This is a genomic window from Blautia massiliensis (ex Durand et al. 2017) (assembly GCF_051861785.1).
Classification (GTDB): Bacteria; Bacillota; Clostridia; order Lachnospirales; family Lachnospiraceae; genus Blautia_A; species Blautia_A luti_A.
Genome location: NZ_CP146725.1, coordinates 1473788 through 1490921 on the forward strand (window position 1 = coordinate 1473788; position 17134 = coordinate 1490921).

At 45.5% G+C, this 17134-nt stretch carries 14 protein-coding genes and 1 other annotated feature; all 14 genes read right to left on the reverse strand.

All coding sequences use genetic code 11. The annotated features are described in order from the left end of the window. Positions 1–19: 19 nt before the first annotated feature. The gene (locus V9W66_RS07090; protein ID WP_144093798.1) at positions 20–1216 is read right to left on the reverse strand and encodes a CobW family GTP-binding protein; all 1197 of its coding nucleotides are present in this window, start codon (positions 1214–1216) and stop codon (positions 20–22) included. Positions 1217–1427: 211 nt separating this feature from the next. Beyond that, complete coding sequence (locus V9W66_RS07095) at positions 1428–1661, reverse strand: hypothetical protein (protein ID WP_015525508.1); 234 nt, start codon at positions 1659–1661, stop codon at positions 1428–1430. A gap of 136 nt (positions 1662–1797) precedes the next feature. Next, a complete protein-coding gene (locus tag V9W66_RS07100; protein ID WP_144093799.1) occupies positions 1798–2910 on the reverse strand; it encodes a DUF3878 family protein in 1113 nt (370 codons plus the stop codon). Continuing rightward, positions 2894–3826 (reverse strand): GTP-binding protein, encoded by a 933-nt coding sequence (locus V9W66_RS07105; RefSeq protein ID WP_144093800.1) that lies wholly within the window; start codon positions 3824–3826, stop codon positions 2894–2896. Before V9W66_RS07105 ends, V9W66_RS07100 begins: the two co-directional genes overlap by 17 nt. A 162-nt stretch (positions 3827–3988) precedes the next feature. After that, complete coding sequence (locus tag V9W66_RS07110) at positions 3989–7321, reverse strand: TRAP transporter large permease subunit (protein ID WP_144093801.1); 3333 nt, start codon at positions 7319–7321, stop codon at positions 3989–3991. After that, positions 7322–7825 (reverse strand): TRAP transporter small permease, encoded by a 504-nt coding sequence (locus V9W66_RS07115; RefSeq protein WP_144093802.1) that lies wholly within the window; start codon positions 7823–7825, stop codon positions 7322–7324. It lies immediately after the preceding gene. An 86-nt stretch (positions 7826–7911) separates the two neighbouring features. Further along, positions 7912–8158 (reverse strand) — a binding site (T-box leader). 86 nt (positions 8159–8244) lie between these two features. Beyond that, positions 8245–9642, reverse strand: a complete 1398-nt coding sequence (locus V9W66_RS07120; protein ID WP_144093803.1) for an alanine/glycine:cation symporter family protein — start codon at positions 9640–9642, stop codon at positions 8245–8247. Positions 9643–9844: 202 nt separating this feature from the next. Next, positions 9845–10873 (reverse strand): alpha/beta fold hydrolase, encoded by a 1029-nt coding sequence (locus V9W66_RS07125; protein ID WP_144100282.1) that lies wholly within the window; start codon positions 10871–10873, stop codon positions 9845–9847. 212 nt (positions 10874–11085) lie between these two features. Beyond that, positions 11086–11622: a nitroreductase family protein gene (locus V9W66_RS07130; protein ID WP_144093805.1), complete on the reverse strand. Its 537-nt coding sequence runs from the start codon at positions 11620–11622 to the stop codon at positions 11086–11088. Positions 11623–11853: 231 nt separating this feature from the next. Next, complete coding sequence (locus V9W66_RS07135) at positions 11854–12786, reverse strand: DMT family transporter (RefSeq protein WP_144093806.1); 933 nt, start codon at positions 12784–12786, stop codon at positions 11854–11856. A gap of 4 nt (positions 12787–12790) precedes the next feature. Beyond that, the gene (locus tag V9W66_RS07140) at positions 12791–13882 is read right to left on the reverse strand and encodes a hypothetical protein (RefSeq protein WP_243121659.1); all 1092 of its coding nucleotides are present in this window, start codon (positions 13880–13882) and stop codon (positions 12791–12793) included. After that, positions 13863–14597 (reverse strand): class I SAM-dependent methyltransferase, encoded by a 735-nt coding sequence (locus V9W66_RS07145; RefSeq protein ID WP_144093807.1) that lies wholly within the window; start codon positions 14595–14597, stop codon positions 13863–13865. The genes V9W66_RS07140 and V9W66_RS07145 overlap by 20 nt, the downstream gene beginning before the upstream one ends. A gap of 168 nt (positions 14598–14765) precedes the next feature. Continuing rightward, the gene (locus V9W66_RS07150; RefSeq protein WP_330575307.1) at positions 14766–15110 is read right to left on the reverse strand and encodes a MarR family winged helix-turn-helix transcriptional regulator; all 345 of its coding nucleotides are present in this window, start codon (positions 15108–15110) and stop codon (positions 14766–14768) included. Between the two features lie 34 nt (positions 15111–15144). Continuing rightward, positions 15145–17118: a bifunctional metallophosphatase/5'-nucleotidase gene (locus tag V9W66_RS07155; RefSeq protein ID WP_144093808.1), complete on the reverse strand. Its 1974-nt coding sequence runs from the start codon at positions 17116–17118 to the stop codon at positions 15145–15147. Between the last annotated feature and the right edge of the window lie 16 nt (positions 17119–17134).

The following is a 17134-nucleotide window of genomic DNA, read 5'->3' on the forward strand; positions in this document are numbered from 1 at the left end:
ATTTATTTTATCATATGCTTTATGCGATCCCGAAAAGCTCCTCCAGTGCATGCTCGTCAAGCTTAGAACCGATCACGCACAGACGGCCTGTATATTCCGGTGCACCCTCACGGATCTCAGTTTCTTCCGGAACCATATCAAAATAGATCCATGTTCCGTCTTCTGCCGGAAGCATTCCCTTTGCACGGAGGATGATACCGTATTTATCAGACTCGGAAAGTGCCTCAAGGATCTTCTCAAGTCCCTCACGTGTATATTTTTTAATAGTCTCACGGCCCCAGCTTGTGAAGACCTCATCTGCATGATGATGGTGGTGGTCATGTCCACAGCCACACTCTCCGTCGTGGTGATGGTGATGCTCATGCTCTTCATGATCATGGCCACAGCCGCACTCTCCGTCATGGTGATGATGCTCATGCTCTTCATGATCATGGCCACAGCCGCACTCTCCGTCGTGATGATGGTGATGCTCATACTCTTCATGATCATGGCCGCAGCCACACTCTCCGTCGTGGTGATGGTGATGCTCATGCTCTTCATGATCATGGCCGCAGCCACACTCTCCGTCGTGGTGATGATGATGCTCATGCTCCTCCTCAAGCATCTCCTGCTCCAGGGATACCGGATGCTCCATAACCTCTACCAGTTTCTTACCGTCAAGATTCTCGATCGGAGTTGTGATGATAGCAGCATCCTTATTCAGGCTGCGGAGAAGCTCCAGGGACTCCTGAACCTTTTTCTCACTTGCAATATCGGTACGGCTCATGATGATAGCACCTGCATACTGGATCTGATTATCAAAGAACTCACCGAAGTTCTTCATATACATTTTGCATTTTTTTGCGTCAACAACAGTTGTATAGCTGTTCAGTTTAATGTCAACCTCGTCCTGAACACCCTGTACAGCTTTGATAACGTCAGAAAGCTTACCAACTCCTGATGGCTCGATCAGGATCCTGTCCGGATTGTATTTGGTAACAACCTCTTTCAGGGATGTTCCGAAATCTCCTACCAGAGAGCAGCAGATACATCCGGAATTCATCTCACGGATCTGGATCCCAGCTTCTTTCAGAAATCCGCCGTCAATACCGATCTCACCGAACTCGTTCTCGATCAGAACTACCTGCTCACCCTGAAATCCGTCCTTCAGAAGCTTTTTGATCAGAGTTGTTTTTCCGGCGCCAAGGAAACCGGAGATAATATCAATTTTAACCATTTTGTATACACTCCTTTTAACGTAGTTTGACCAGGAAGTATTATACCCCCTGGTTGTATCCTGTTATGATCATGATGACAGAGAAAAACTATCTGTTTCTGTATCTGCTGTCATTATATCCATTTTACAAAACAGACATTCATATTCTGCTTTATATTCAGATTAATAGAGGGATGTGAAAAGCTCACATCCCTGAAAATCGTTCTTCCTATCAGCCGTTGATCATAAAGTTCATAAGCTTGTCGATATCCTCTTTCTCTGCTGCAACGATCTCAAGCTCCGGGATCTCACCAGCGGAAAAGATGTTTGCAAGAGATACATACTGGGAAAGCTTGGATTTCAGATTCAGTCTGTCTCCCTCTCCTGTTACAAGCTCTACTCTGCCCTTGCAGCTGTCAATTACCTCAAAAAATTTATCAATATCTGTAATATGTGTTACTTTCATTTTAAAAATCTCCTTTCTTATTAAAGGGCTGTTCTTAACTCTTTCCGTTAGATTATACCCCAGTGTTTTTAAAAAAGCAATCCCTGCCGGGCAAAAACACTTCACAGATATTCTCTGCGGATCTATATATATTTCGTCATATTTCTTCAATTTCAACGGTACAGTCTTTTCTTCCTTTGTTCCATTTCATGAGATAAACCTTAAATCCCAGAGAATCTCTGGCAATGGTAAACGGTTCTTCCCTGAGTACTTCGGCTCCCATACCCTGCTCGTTCAGCTCTGCCTGCTTTGTCCTGGCTTTTTCTGTAAGAACTCTAAGTTCTTCATCGGCTTCTTTTCCAAAGGAACGATTCCCATATCCGGATGAAGCTTCCCGCAGCTTTTCGGAAAGGCACATCGTTACCTGGATGTGTTTTGTACGGTGAAGCATTCCTGCCAGTTTCCGTGCTACCCATTTAAACGGAAGTTTCCGGTAAATTTCAAGCCACCTGACAAAGGTACGGTCTCCTGCCTGCCTTGCGATCTCTCCCATTACCTCAAATGCCTTTTCCGAGGGAATCCACGGATTTTCCCTGGGAACAATATACTTTTCCGGAACAGACGGATAACAGCAGTAATTCAATGGCGGAAATTCCACCAGTACAGAAAGCTTCTCCTCCAGAGCGTTGCAGCTGTCCCCGCCTATATAATCATATTTGTCGCGGAGGATTGCCAGGCGATATTCCAGCTGCCGTAAATATTCATACCCTTCTATCCAGAAATGACCGATCCGGCTGTAATCGTAGAGATGTTTTTCCAGAGACAGGGTTTCAAAAAACAAAGTCACCACCGAATCATCCTGGTGAACCACAAGGATATATTCTCTGCCCTGCCGGCTTAAATCTGCCAGGATCTCGCCCTCGTAATCCGGTTTGTATACACCTGTCATACGGGCATTTCCGAAAACAAGAAAGCTTTCTACCGCATCATTCATAAGATACACAAGGCGGATTTCTCCGTTTTTTACATAAGAATCCACTCTGTATATATTGTCATCGGACTTTTCCGCAATTGCTTCCGAAAAAGCACTTTCTGAAGCTGCTTTCTGATCCTGCGGATCTTTCTCATCATTCACTGCCACCAGTTCAAACTGATCTTCTCCAAGCAGCTCTGCAAGCTTCTGAAAGGTATCTGGAAGCTCTTCAAAGGCCTTCTCTGAGACATATCTCTCCGGTGCTGTTTTTCCTGCAGTATTATTTCCAGTATCCATCAATTACCTCTTTATTCAGTTTCTCCCCAATAACGATCATGATCTCCTGTCCCAGCTTTGCTGGCCGGATGCAGATCTCATGGCGGGTAGCATTCAGCTCCAGCCATTGTCCATCTTCTTTTCTGAGAAAACCTTTTACGCGAAAAACATCTCCGCAGGATGGATCATTCAGGATCCTTTCTGCAGTTTCATGAAGTTCCTCCTCGCTTTTATGAACGTTCATAAAAAACAGAGAATCAAATCCGCCGCCTTTCGCATAGGATTCCTTCACGTAATCCTCTGCCACATACCCGCAATCCAGGATTTTTTCCAGGTCTGTGTCTGTGAGATCATCCCAGTTTCCGGTGAGGATCTCACTGTCCAGACGGCGCCTGCACTGGATCTGGCCAAGTGCACGGTTGAGATGCTCTTTTGTGCTGCTGATCTCTTCCACCGTGGCTTCCTGGCTCCTGCTCAGTAATACATAGCCTGCATCTGCCACCTCGGAAGCCAGCAGATAATCCGCTTCCGCAGAAAGATCCTCTGCCAGCTTCGCATCCACAATGGCGATCACATTTCCGATCTCATACCATTTATCCAACGGTTCCTCATGGAGGGCGTCAAAGAACTCATCCACATCAAAGATTCCGGATGGTTCTACGATGACACGGTCGTAACCGCACATTCCCATGGCGATCAGCTTTGTCTTAAATCGCCGTCTGTGACAGTCCGCATCACAGCCCCCAGAAACCATCTCCAGCTCACAGTTGTCTCCCATCAGATCCTGAAGCAGCATCATATCCACATTTACTGCCCCGAAATCATTTTCCAGGATCCCGATGTTCATGCCTTTTTTTAGAAGATAGGAGGCATATTTTTTTATAAATGTTGTCTTCCCGGATCCGAGAAATCCGGTTATCAGATCAATTTTTATCATATTTCTTCCTTTACTTTATCTCAATAATACTCCTGTCCGGCAGACACCGGACTGTTACCAGTATATAATCTTTTGCCCACAAAGAAAAGAGGCGGCCCTGAAAAATCCTCTCAGAACTGCCTCTTTCCGGCTATTTTATCTTTTTATAAACATATATGAAGATTACTTTGTAAACAGATCTACCAGATCCTGACCATCATTATAGCCCTGTTTTTTCAGTTCCTGAACAAACCAGTCATCTACACCGTCTACTGCTTTCTTAAAGGAATCGATATCCATGTCCTTTTTCTCTGTGAAGGTCACACCGTTTTTGTCTGCCCAGCGTGCTTTGATCTCATCATCACTGGAACGGTTGATGTAACGCTCATACTCAACAGCTTTCTGACCACACTCGTCAACAACAGCCTGCTGCTCCGGTGTCAGCGCATCATAAATATCCTGGTTGATGCAGAAGAACAGGCAGTCATAGATTGCATCCCACATGGAGCAATATGGCTGTACCTCCTGTACACTGGCTGCATCGATGGCGGGCAACGGATTCTCCTCGCCCTCTACCGTATTCTGCTGAAGTGCTGTGTAGGTCTCGGACCAGTTCATATTTGTAGCATCTGCACCCCATCTCTTATAACACTCCATAAGAAGATTAGAGCCTGCTACACGAACCTTCAGATTCTTCATATCATCTACAGATTTTACCTCATGCTTGCTGTTTGTCAACTCACGGAATCCGTTCTCTGCAATACCCATACAGTGAAGTCCGTAGCCGTTAAGGATCTCCTTCAGCTTGTCTCCGGCCTCTCCGTCAAACTTCGCATCTGCATCATCGTAGGAATCATAGATGAACGGCAGGGATACCACATTGAAGCGTGGATCAAATGCAGAATAGATCAGATTGGAATGCATGGAGATCTGTACCGGGTCTCCGTTCATCAATGCCTGGATTCCCTCGGACTGATTTCCGTTTGTCAGCTGATCCGCTGCGTAAATGTTAACCTTGACCTTTCCTCCGGTAGCCTTTTCCATGAGTTCACCGAACTTACGTCCTCCGTCAGCCCAGGTACTTGTCTCTGTTGTGGAGCATGCAAAGTTCCAGGTTGTCTCAGGCCAGTTCAGATCACTGTAATCCTCCACGGTATCTACCGAATCCTCTGTAAACAGATCTACAAGATCCTGTGCATCGTCATAGCCTGCACTCTTAAGCTCGTTTACAAGCCAGTCGTCGATTCCGTCTACTGCTTTCTTGAAGGAATCGATATCCATATCCTCTTTCTTTGTAAAGGTCACACCGTTGCTCTTCTCCCAGCGGCTCATGATCTCCTCATCGCCGGAACGATTGATATAACGCTCATACTCAACAGCCTTCTGGCCTGCCTCATCAACAACCTGCTGCTGTTCCGATGTCAGGCTGTCATAGATATCCTGGTTGATACAGAAGAACAGACAGTCATAGATCGCATCCCACATAGAGCAGTACGGCTGTACCTCCTGTACACTGGCTGCGTCGATCGCAGGCAGCGGGTTCTCCTCACCCTCTACCGTATTCTGCTGGAGAGCTGTGTAGGTCTCGGACCAGTTCATATTTGTGGCATCTGCCCCCCATCTCTTATAGCATTCCATGAGAAGATTGGAACCGGCCACACGAACCTTCAGGTTCTTCATGTCGTCTACTGTTTTTACTTCATGCTTGCTGTTTGTCAGCTCACGGAAACCGTTCTCTGCGATTCCCATACAGTGAAGTCCGTACTCACCAAGGATTTCTTTCAGCTTTTCTCCGGCCTCACCATCAAATTTTGCATCTGCGTCATCGTAAGAATCATAGATAAACGGCAGGGATACTACATTGAATCTCGGGTCAAATGCAGAGTAGATCAGATTGGAATGCATGGAGATCTGTACCGGGTCTCCGTTCATCAGTGCCTGGATTCCCTCGGACTGATTTCCGTTTGTCAGCTGGTCTGCTGCATAAATATTAACCTTGACTTTTCCGCCGGTTGCTTTTTCCATAAGCTCACCGAATTTACGTCCGCCGTCAGCCCAGGTACTTGTCTCCGTTGTAGAGCATGCGAAGTTCCATGTCATCTCCGGCCAATCAAGATCACTGTAATCTGCGATGGTATTAAAGGAATCACTTCCGTCTCCGGCATCCTTGGAGCTCTGGCTTCCTGTGTCAGAAGACTGGTCTCCTGTATAGGAGCCCTCTTTTGCAAGAGCCTTCGGAAGAGCTGTGGAAACAGCCGGAATATAAGTGATGATCAGAAGAACTGCAACGGATGCAGCGATCATCGGCATAACTGCTCTGGAGATCTGCTGAAGAGTAACCTCCAGACCTTTTTTGATCTTGATACTGATGGCAACGAAAAGATTTACACCTACCGGAGGTGTTACCTGTCCGATCGCAAGGTTAACTGTTGCCATAACACCGAATGCTACCACATCATAGCCCAGAGCCTTACATACCGGAAGCATGATCGGTACAAAAATGTACATCGCAGAGTTTGCATCAATGAAGCATCCTGCGATCAGGAAAATGATGTTTACGATCAGAAGGAAGGTAAACTGATTATGTGCAATGCCGGCAAGAAGCTCAGATGCCGCATTTGCAATACCAAACTTGGTACATACAAAAGAGAACAGGGAAGCACTCGCTACGATCAGCATGATTCCACCGGTTGTCTTTGCAGAATCCACAAGAATGTCAAACAAATCTTTGAGCTTAACCTCACGGTAGATCACCATACCAACAAACAGACCGTAAACAACAGATACGGCTGCAGCCTCAGTTGGTGTAAAGATACCACCGTAAATTCCTCCGAGGATGATAACCGGCATCAGGAATCCCCAGAATGCATCTTTAAATGTATCCCAGCGCTCTTTTGCGGAAGCTTTTTCACGGGATGGCTGAATGTTATGTTTCTTTGCCTCGATCATAACGATGATCACAAGAGCAACACCCATCAGAAGTCCCGGAACGATACCAGCCATAAACATATCTGCAATAGATACGCCTGTGATGGAAGCATATACAACGAATGCGATACTCGGCGGTATGACAATGGCGATGGAACTGGAGGTTGCCATCAGTGCTGTGGAAAACGGTGCGGAGAAACCGCCCTGCTCAACCATAGCCGGGATCAGAACTGCTCCAAGTGCCGCAACAGTTGCAGGGCCGGAACCGGAGATCGCTCCGAAGAAGCAGGCTACGATAACACATACAATGGCGATACCGCCCTTTTTATGTCCTACGCAGGTATCTACGAAGTTGATCAGTCGTTTGGAAATACCGGCTTTTGCCATAATGTTTCCGGACAGAACAAAGAACGGGATAGCAAGAAGCAGGAATTTACTGATTCCGGAGTACATATTTGTAGCTACGATCGTCAGAGATGTACCGGAATAAAGGATGGCACATACAGATGACAGACCTAAGCAGATCGCAATGGGAAGTCCCAGGATCAGGAAAACAAAGAAGGAGATAAATAAGATTGCACTGATCATTTATTTGTCCTCCTTTTCATCATCTTTTTTCAGGCAGAAGTCGAGGCAGTACTCAATAAAATGAAGGATCATACAGCCTGCTCCGATCGGCACGAAGGACCAGAAGATCCACTCCGGCCAGTTCAGTACGAAAGTTCTCTTGCCGTTTGCCAGCTGTGTAAGAACTTTGTCCATTCCATATTTCAATAAAATTGCGGAAAAAACAATGCACAGGACCGTGATCAGGATCACAGATGGTTTTTCCAGTTTTTTCGGAAGACGGTCCGTAACCAGTGTCAGACTTACCAGTCCTCCTTTTTCACGGCAGGCAAGTGCTGCTGCCAGAAGTGTGATGAGAACAAACACCGCTACAACAAGCTCTTCTGTAAAAGACCATGAGCGATGGATGACCTTGCGGGAAAATACATTTCCCACAGTCAGCACAAGGATCAGCAGGGTGGAAATGACCAGTACGATTTTTTCTACTGCTGCAAGTGCGTTCATGAGTTTTTTGTACACTTTCATACTCTTTCCCCTTTTGTATATTTTTCCGGTTTCAGATCCTTACCCCGTGGTTTAAAATGTTTTTGGATAAAAAAAATCCGTCCCCTTTCAGGGACGGATATAAAATTCCGCAACCACCCTGTTTCTCCATTGAAACAAGCACGATCCTGCAACGTACCGGCATACGCGACTTCTGTAACGGGAAGCACCCGTGAAAACCTACTTACTTGTCTGAAACTTTCGGCTTTCCTTCTCAGGGATGATATTCAAGGCAGTTCCGACGCTGCATCACACCAGTCACAGCTCTCTGAAGACGGTTCCTCTGTCTTTACTGATTCCCTTCACGGAATTTACTTCTGTTATGTGTTAACTCTTTAATGAGTTAAATCAATTCTAACTCTGTTTGTTTTGATAGTCAAGTTTTTTTTTCAAAAACTCCTTCAGGCGTTCTTTCCTTCTCCGGCGAAGTACTCCTTCACAAGCTTTACAACCACACCGGAAAGCAGGAATACTGCGATCAGGTTAGGGATCGCCATCAGACCGTTGAAGGTCTCTGCGATACTCCAGAGAAGTCCGAGATCAACAGTTGCGCCGATGATCGCTACCAGAGAGTACAGTACCATAAAAGGCCTGATAGCTTTTTCCTTAAAAAGAAACTCCGCACATCTGGCTCCGTAAAGTCCCCATCCAATGATAGTGGAAAATGCGAAGCAGCACATGGCAACTGCTGTAAAGATAGAAACCCAGTTTCCATATGTACTGGTAAAACCGCTGATGGTAAGCTCCGCTCCTGCTGCTGCGCCATAACCAATCGGCACCCCGCTGCAGAGGATGACAAGCGCTGTCAGCGTACAGATCACGATCGTGTCCGTGAATACCTCAAAAATCCCGAAAAATCCCTGTTTTACAGGTTTTTTGGTGTCTGCACAGGCATGTGCGATGGAACCGGTACCAAGACCTGCCTCATTGGAAAAAATACCTCTGGAAACACCTTTTTTCATACTCATGAAAAAGCTTCCTACTACGCCGCCTGTCACAGATGCCGGATTAAATGCCCCTCTGATGATAGCGCTGAAAACACCAGGAACATTTTTCCAGTTGATGATAACTACACCGACGGCAAGAATAATATAAAACAATGCCATAAACGGTACCAGCTTTTCTGTAACCTGGCCGATCCTTTTGATTCCGCCAAGCAGGATCATTGCCACAAGAATCGCAAGGATGATCCCCATAACAAGGTTTGCCGTAGAAGTATTGTCTGCAGCGATCACATTGTAATTGATCAGTGCAGAATCAATAGCTGTTGTAATGGTATTAACCTGGGTTGCATTTCCGGTTCCGAAAACAGTAAGCACACCAAAAGCGGAAAACAGATATGCCAGCCAGTGCCAGTGTTTTTTTAGACCATTCTTAATGTAATACATTGGTCCTCCAACCAGATCTCCGTTGGCATTGGTTTCGCGGAAATGTACCGCAAGTGTTACTTCGGAAAACTTTGTACACATTCCAAGAAGTGCGGAAATCCACATCCAGAATACGGCTCCCGGTCCTCCGATGGCAATAGCACCTGCCACACCTGCAATATTTCCCGTTCCCACGGTAGCAGCTAACGCCGTACAAACAGCCTGAAACGGTGTCAGACTTCCATCGGAAGCTTCTCTTTTCCGAAGCATACGTCCGATAGTGACCTTGATGGCATAGGGGAATTTCCGGATCTGGAGAAAATTCGTGCGAATACTTAAATAAAGACCTACACCGATAATACAGATCATCGCAGGAACGCCCCAGATAAAATTGTTTACGGCAGCATTCACTGATTCAATAACAGATAACATTCTATAATCCTTCCCTTATTTAATTTTGTCTTTTTTGATTGTACGTTTGTCTGTACAAAAAAAACGATTCGTTAGATTATATCACATTTTCTGTCGAATGTATAAGAGAAAAGCTTTATAATTTTACTATGATAAAGAAAGAAAGTAAATAAAAGCTGCCAATCCTGTTGTCAAATATGTGATACACCTGTAGTAAAAATACTTATCTGTGGTCAGTATCATTTTCCGTATCGTCCAGGAATGTAAATATATATCCCCAGTATTTCTCCAGAATCTTGCCTCTGCTTCCATAGATCTCATGCTTTGTTCCGATCATATGGATATAATCACAGCTTGTTTTTCCCTGGCGATTGATCTTTCCGGCAAAATTTTTCAGGGCACGGACAGACACCAGATCTTCCGTCTGGGCCTGGATGAGCAGCATTGGTGCCGTATATTTTTTCCATCCGTAGAGACGCAGATACCAGCTCATTTCCGCAGAAGCCCAGAGCCAGCCGTAGGATGGAGACCAGGTCTGGAGCTCCTTATGTTCTGCACGGAGATTTTTGTATCGCTCGTATCTTGGTTTTGATGTTGCGGAGCTTGTCTCAAAAGAACCGCTGCCATCGTAAGGCTTTCGGCCGGCTACATATTCCTCATCTTTTCCGAAAATGCATTTCTCCAGAGCTATGCCGGTGGCTGCCGGCCACGGAACATTATCTGTAAGAGGACGGATCATCGGAGAAGAAAGGATCACCTTGTGAAACCAGTCCGGCTCCCAGGCTGCAGCAATACCACCGATGGCACCACCCATGGAATGTGCATACAGGTTAAGTGATAGATCCGGATGTGCTTTCTTTATGTAGCGGCATGCTTTCAGAAAATCGCGGATATATCTTCTCCATGTATCGATGTGGACCAGAGACAGGTCTGCGGTAAGACGATAGCTGCGGCCATGGCCGCAATGCTCCGGAATATATACATGATAGCCTTCCTTAAGAAAATAATAGGCCACTTCATCATATTTTACTGCTGATTCTGTGAATCCGTGGCTGATGACTACCACACCTTTAGGCATATCAATATCAGACAGATACTGCAGCATATGGATTTTACCTGTGATCCGTTTGCTTTCGTTACGAAACGGATAATCCGCACCCGGTACATAGAGTTCCCTTCTGTGAGACAGAAGATATGGCGTTACGATATTTTTCATGGTTTCTTCGTATTCATTTTCATGTATGATCTGCATATTGGTTAAAAACCTCCCTTGCTTTTACTGTATTGCTTTTTTGCTTCTCCCAAACTCTGCTTTTCAAACCCCTTCCATATTGTCACAGCTGTTTTCTTACAGGATAACAGAATTCACTCCTCCAGGCAATCCTTTTCAGACCATTTTGCTCTTTAATTTCCATTAAAAAATGCCCGGACATTTTGATATGTACCGGGCATTTCTTCCATTATTTAATAAAATCTCACAACATCTTCCACATCTTTACGTTTCGGTCTTGCAGGCTCTTCGGCTGCTTTTCCGATGGCGATCACTGCCATTACCGTTTCTGTTTCCGGAATGGAAAGGATCTCACGGAGCTTGTCTCCGGCACGAAGTCCCATGATCAGGGTTCCATATCCAAGCTCCCTTGCCTTCAGGATCAGATTCTCGTTCTGAAGTCCCAGATCATAGCAGCCCCAGCCGTTTCCAAGCTCATTATCCGGTGTTCCGTCTTTCTGAAATCCGGCATGGTTATGTACAAAGGTTGTAACGATCAGGGAGGCATTCTCTGCTTTTGCCTGGTTCATTTCCGGCAGACATTCTCTGCTGACCTTCTCCACCATCTCTTCGGACATTACACAGTAATATCTTCCGGTCTGGGAGTTTTTCCAGCTGGGTGCTTCCTGAGCGGCCCGGATCACTGCAAGAAGATCTTCTTTTGTGATCCTGCTCTCCGGGCTGTATTTACGGATGGTCCTTCTCTCTTCGATCAGTTTCTGAAATTCCATATTTTTCCTCCTTACTGTCCGGTGCAGGATCTGCTTCCGGATCCTGCAGTTATTCCGGCATGGATTTTTATGTTCACACTTTTTATGGAGCTATTTTAACACAATGCCGTATTGAAATCAATTTCAAAACTCCGGCATCGTTACTGTTCATTCTGCGACCGTTACTGTTCACTCCGTTCTCAGCAACACGCTTCAAAAAATATTGCCTGGGAACAATAACTGCAATACCACTTATGAAGATTTTTTTTGATTTACCACATAAATTCCCACACAGACAAGAAACAGTGCGATGAGGCTTCCCATATTAAATGCCTGACGTACCTCTCCCAGAACCAGTGCAGACAGGATCACGCTGAACAGAGGATTTACAAAGCCAAAGATTGCTACCCTGGACACATCATTCCAGGCAAGCAGCACTGACCACAGTGTATAGGCCACCGCAGACACCATTGCCAGATAAAAGATGATCCCGATACCGGCGGCATTTACCACTCCGAAATGTCCTCCCATCCCTTTTCCGATCAGGAACAGAATGATCCCGCCCATGGTAAACTGCGTTCCGCTGAGTACCACCGGAGATACCTTTCTGGAAAAAATATTGATCAGCACCGTGGACATTCCGTAAGAAAACTGCGCGATCAGAATAAATCCTTCTCCTGTAAGCCTAAAACCCGCATCCAGAGAATTTCCCATAAGATTGATCACGACCACGCCGGCAAAACCGAGGATGCAGCCAAGCATCTTTCGCCCGGTCATTTTTTCCTTGTGAAAAACAAGGCAGGAAAGCAGGATCGCAATAAAATTCCCAAGACCTGTGATAATAGCACCTTTTACACCAGAGGTATGTGCCACACCTATATAAAAGAAGAAATACTGACATACCGTCTGAGCCATACATACCGGCACCGCATATTTCAGAACAGTTCGATTCGGAAGCAGAACCTTGCGCTCACGCAAAGATGCAAAGATCAGTACAAGGATTCCTGCCAGTGCAAAACGCACTCCTGCAAAAACGATCTGACTTGCCGTATCTGCAGAATCCATCTGCATCAGACGGTATCCTGTCTTGATCAGCGGGATCGCACTCCCCCAGAGAAGACAGCAGACGCAGGCAAGCGCTGCCACCACCCAGGTTTTTTTTAATATTGTTTTTGTTTGTTCCATTTGTTTATTCTCTCTTTCTCAAAACTTCTTCCATCTGACTGATCACAGCTTTTATTTCATTTATTGCACTGATACTTACGTCCCGGAAATCAAGCTTTTTCCCCTTTCCGTATAATTCCGCCTCATAAGCGCTGGCTTTCTCTTCATCTTTATCCTTGTATCGGGCTTTTCCGATCAGCCAGGCACTGGAATCCGCACAGTCCGGATATTCCATATTTCTCCGGATCAGAAAATCCTCTGAAGCTTCCGTCAATGCTGTTTTCAGTTTTTCTGCCTTATCCAGAAATTCTTCCGTTGTCTGCGGATAATGTTCTTTTATATAGAGGAGATTTTTATGAATACAGGTGGCACTTTTTTCCATTAGTTTCCGTTCTTCCGGATCTTTGAAATTATCATATTCCCCAGGCCGGACTTCCCATCCGCGGATGGATTTGCTTAATTCCATCAGCCAGTATACATGACGGGAAACATCGTCCGGAAACATAAAATACGTAGAAAATTCATGATCGATCATAGGTGCAAGACTTATGATCCCGCCATCTTTATCACAGAGAAATGCTACATTTTCATAATGATAATTCTGGTCTCCCTTCAGGACAGAGATCAGTACCTGCATGGCAAGCTGTTCCGCCATTTCCTGATGCTCCTGCAAAAAATCAGCTTCAAAAATGTCTCTATAATCATAAAACATCTGACAATAGTTTACATAATTATCTATATCTACCTTTTCATCCGGATATTTCCTGAAAAACTCCAGAAGATTCAAAAGGGATTCCCCTTCTTTATAGGCCATGGGTACTGTCGTTCCGTAGTCAAGATATTTTTCATTTACTGCCTCATACCCTTCACAGATGGCCAGTTCATACCTGGGCGCAGGCATAAAATATTCATTAATGATCGTTGACCAGAACACCTCTGCATAAGCATACAGTGGAGTGGAAAATGGTTTGGATTTCGTCAGTGGCTTGAAAATCATATTTCCAGGAAATATGGGGAAATGTTTTTCCCCGCTTACCACGCCTACAGCTTCAGACTTAAGATTTCCGATTCGATTTTTGTATTGATAGTGTCTGACTTTATAATACATAGCAGTCATATCGTATTGCCTTCCCTTTCAATGTATAAGACGGCTCCCGGCCGGCAAGACATTCACTTTTCAGCGGACGCTTGACGATGATCTTATCCGGATTTGCTCTGATAGCTGCATCAAAAAGATCCTTTTCCCCGGAACACGGTGGTTCCAGCTTCTGGATCAATTGAAGTTTCTTGTTGATCAGGCTGGATTTCTGTCTTGCCGGAAACATGGGATCCAGATAGATCACGTCTACAGGATCAAGAAGCTTTGACATACCTTCTACACTGTTTCCCTCGATCACCTTCATACGACCGGCAATATCTTTCAGATCCATATTTTTCTTGGCACGGCGAATGGCATCTTTAAGAAGGGCTGCGATCACCGGATTCTGCTCGTACAGCGTCACCTCATAGCCCTGGGCTGCCATAAGAAAGGCATCCTCACCCATTCCTGCCGTAGCATCGATGGCCTTCCTTCCCTCCTTATCTGACTTCACCGCCTTCACCAGCATCTCATGCTGAAGTCTGCCTCTGGTAACTCTGTGAAGCATCGTCTCCACAAAATCCCCCTGATAGGTCAGCCCGAAACCGGACAGCGAAACGCCCCTGGAATCAAACCGCACCGTCAGAAAATCTCCCGGCTTATCCTGAAGCTGCGCTCCGGTCCTCCTGCAAAAGGCTTCCGCCATATCTCTCTGTCCGCCCTTTCCAAGACAGACTGCGATTTTATCATTCATTTCCCGATTCTCTCTTTCATGACTCTTTTTCATAAGCTCTTTCATTCTACAATTTTACAAAAAAAATTGCAATTCATCTCAAAAAAAGATGTCCGCAGACGTACCAAAATACGCTGCGGACATCCAATGTCTGATCCATAGTCAGGCGGTTACTTAATGCTTGCTGTCCTAAAACAGAAGCTGAAGTCCCATTGCAATGATCCACATATATGCACAGATCTTTGGGATCATCAGTAATCCGACCTTGGGCTTTGTTTTGCTGAATAAGGTTACCGGAAGATAGCATCCAAAGGAAATGATGATCGCAGAGATCCAGATCATTGCTTCCACTGTCAGGCCGTCCAAAGCGATTTTTGCAAATTCCTTCTGTGCTTTTATTCCATCTTCAATGATCCGATCTGCCTTATTTAATAAAACGATCTCGATATGCTTCTTATTGTCCGCACTCTGGATCCTTTCGATCAGACCTCTGCTCTCCAGATTTTTCAGAGAAGAGGACACGTGGGATTTCATCGACTTACGGACCTTAACGATCTCAGCCGTATATTTATTTTGGATTTCTCTTTCCTTTTCTGACTTTGATCCTGCGGATCATCCTTCGGATCAGAAATACCACAAGCACAATGATCACTATAAAGATCAGACAAATACCCGCGATCATTGCCGAAAACTTATTAGGCTGCTTCACCAGATCAATGATATTTCTGCTGTCCTCCACAACCTTACGTCCATGTGTCGTCTCATAATATTCCGGCACATTGGCAATTCCGTCGCCGTCTGTATCCGCAAAGGACTGCATATATCTTGCGATCGCATCCCAGGCCTTTAATTCCCTGTCATCCTCCATGATCGCCTGATCTTCCAGATTTTCAATAGGATTTCCATTCCTGTCCTTCGGTTCAAGAGACAGCAGTCCATAGGACATTTTCATCACTGAACCAAGCATCTGGCCGGTATACAGATCTGTCACGACATGATACAGCTTGTCATCCTGGATTTCGATCCGTTCTCCGTCTGCCCTGGTGAGATAACAATCTGTCACCTTATTCAGGATCATCCGATGTGGATTGTATGCAAAATTCAATCCACTGCAATATAACCTTGCCGTTGTCATAAAATCTGATACAGAAGCGTCCACCTCCGCTACCAGCTTCAGCTCCTTTCCGGTCAGGTATGCACTGATCAGCGGATATCCGGCAACACCGTCCTTTCCGATCCCCAGTGAAAAGGAATTAAAAACATCCTCTACTGTGATATCGCCCTTTGTGTATGTATCCCGCACGGTTCCGCTTGGAACAACGGCAACATCAACCGGATCACCATCATAATACTTGGAATTTTCCACTGCATATATGTATGCATCGGACATGATATCACCAAGATTCAACTCTTCGTGCTTCGTGCCCATTTCTTCCAGACTGTTGAATTCAACATCATTTTCAGCAAGAACCTCTTCCCTTGTATAGCCGAAATCGGCAAGATAATTCTTATCTACCGTATCCATCAGGGCATCGATCTGTTCCTGTGTCGCCTGGTCCGGTTTTATCTTCTCAGAAACAGGGATCAGCTCATAGGATGTCAGCTCCCACCGTCCGTCCTGCTTCTGCGTCATGGAAAGTGATCCCAGATTTCTTCCGTATTCGCCACAGGATACGATATATGTGTTCCCATGCTGAATTGCCTCTTTCAGCTCTGAGTGCGTGTGTCCACTGATGATCAGATCGATATCCGGCACCTCTTTTGCAAGGATCTCATCCTCCGATTTATTCTCATCCTCCCAGGTTCCTCCATGAGACACACAGGCGATCATATCCACTTTTTCATTTTTTTCGATCTCTTCTACTGTCTGTTTTACAGCCTCAACCGGATTCTTAAATTTTAATTCACAGGTCGGTGCACATTCCAGGGCATCCTTGCCGAACACACCGACTACTGCAACCTTCACATCTCCCTTTTGAACTACTACATAATCCTTCACACCGTAGGCTTCAAATGCCGACCGGATCTGCTTCTGGCCATCGCTTAGTCCATCCTGCTCCATGCTGTCCCAGTCCACGTTGCACACCACCAGTGCCGGCACTGTCTCACCGGAATTCTTTGCAGCCTCCAGCATATTAGCCAGTCCCTCTGAGCGATAATCGTATTCATGATTCCCCAGGGTCGTCACATCATACCCCAGATATCCCAGCATCCGAAGCTCTGCCGCCTCCGTATCGTATACGGTCTGGATCAGTGTTCCCATGGAAAAATCGCCGCCATCCAGCACCAGGGTATCCGGATCTTCCTGCTTCTTTTCATCGATCAGCGTTTTGATCCTTGCAAATCCGCCAACTTCTTTTTGCTCCCCATCTACGATGGTTGAAAAGCTGTTCAAATGCGAATGTGTATCATGGCTGAACAAAACATCGATCTGTTTTGTCTCTGTAGCTTCCACCGGAGTATTCCATGAAAGAGGAAGCAGCAATGCAGCAATAAGCATGATCGCCAGCAGCCTTGCTGAAATTTTCTTTCGTGTTTTCATAACACTCTCCTTTTGT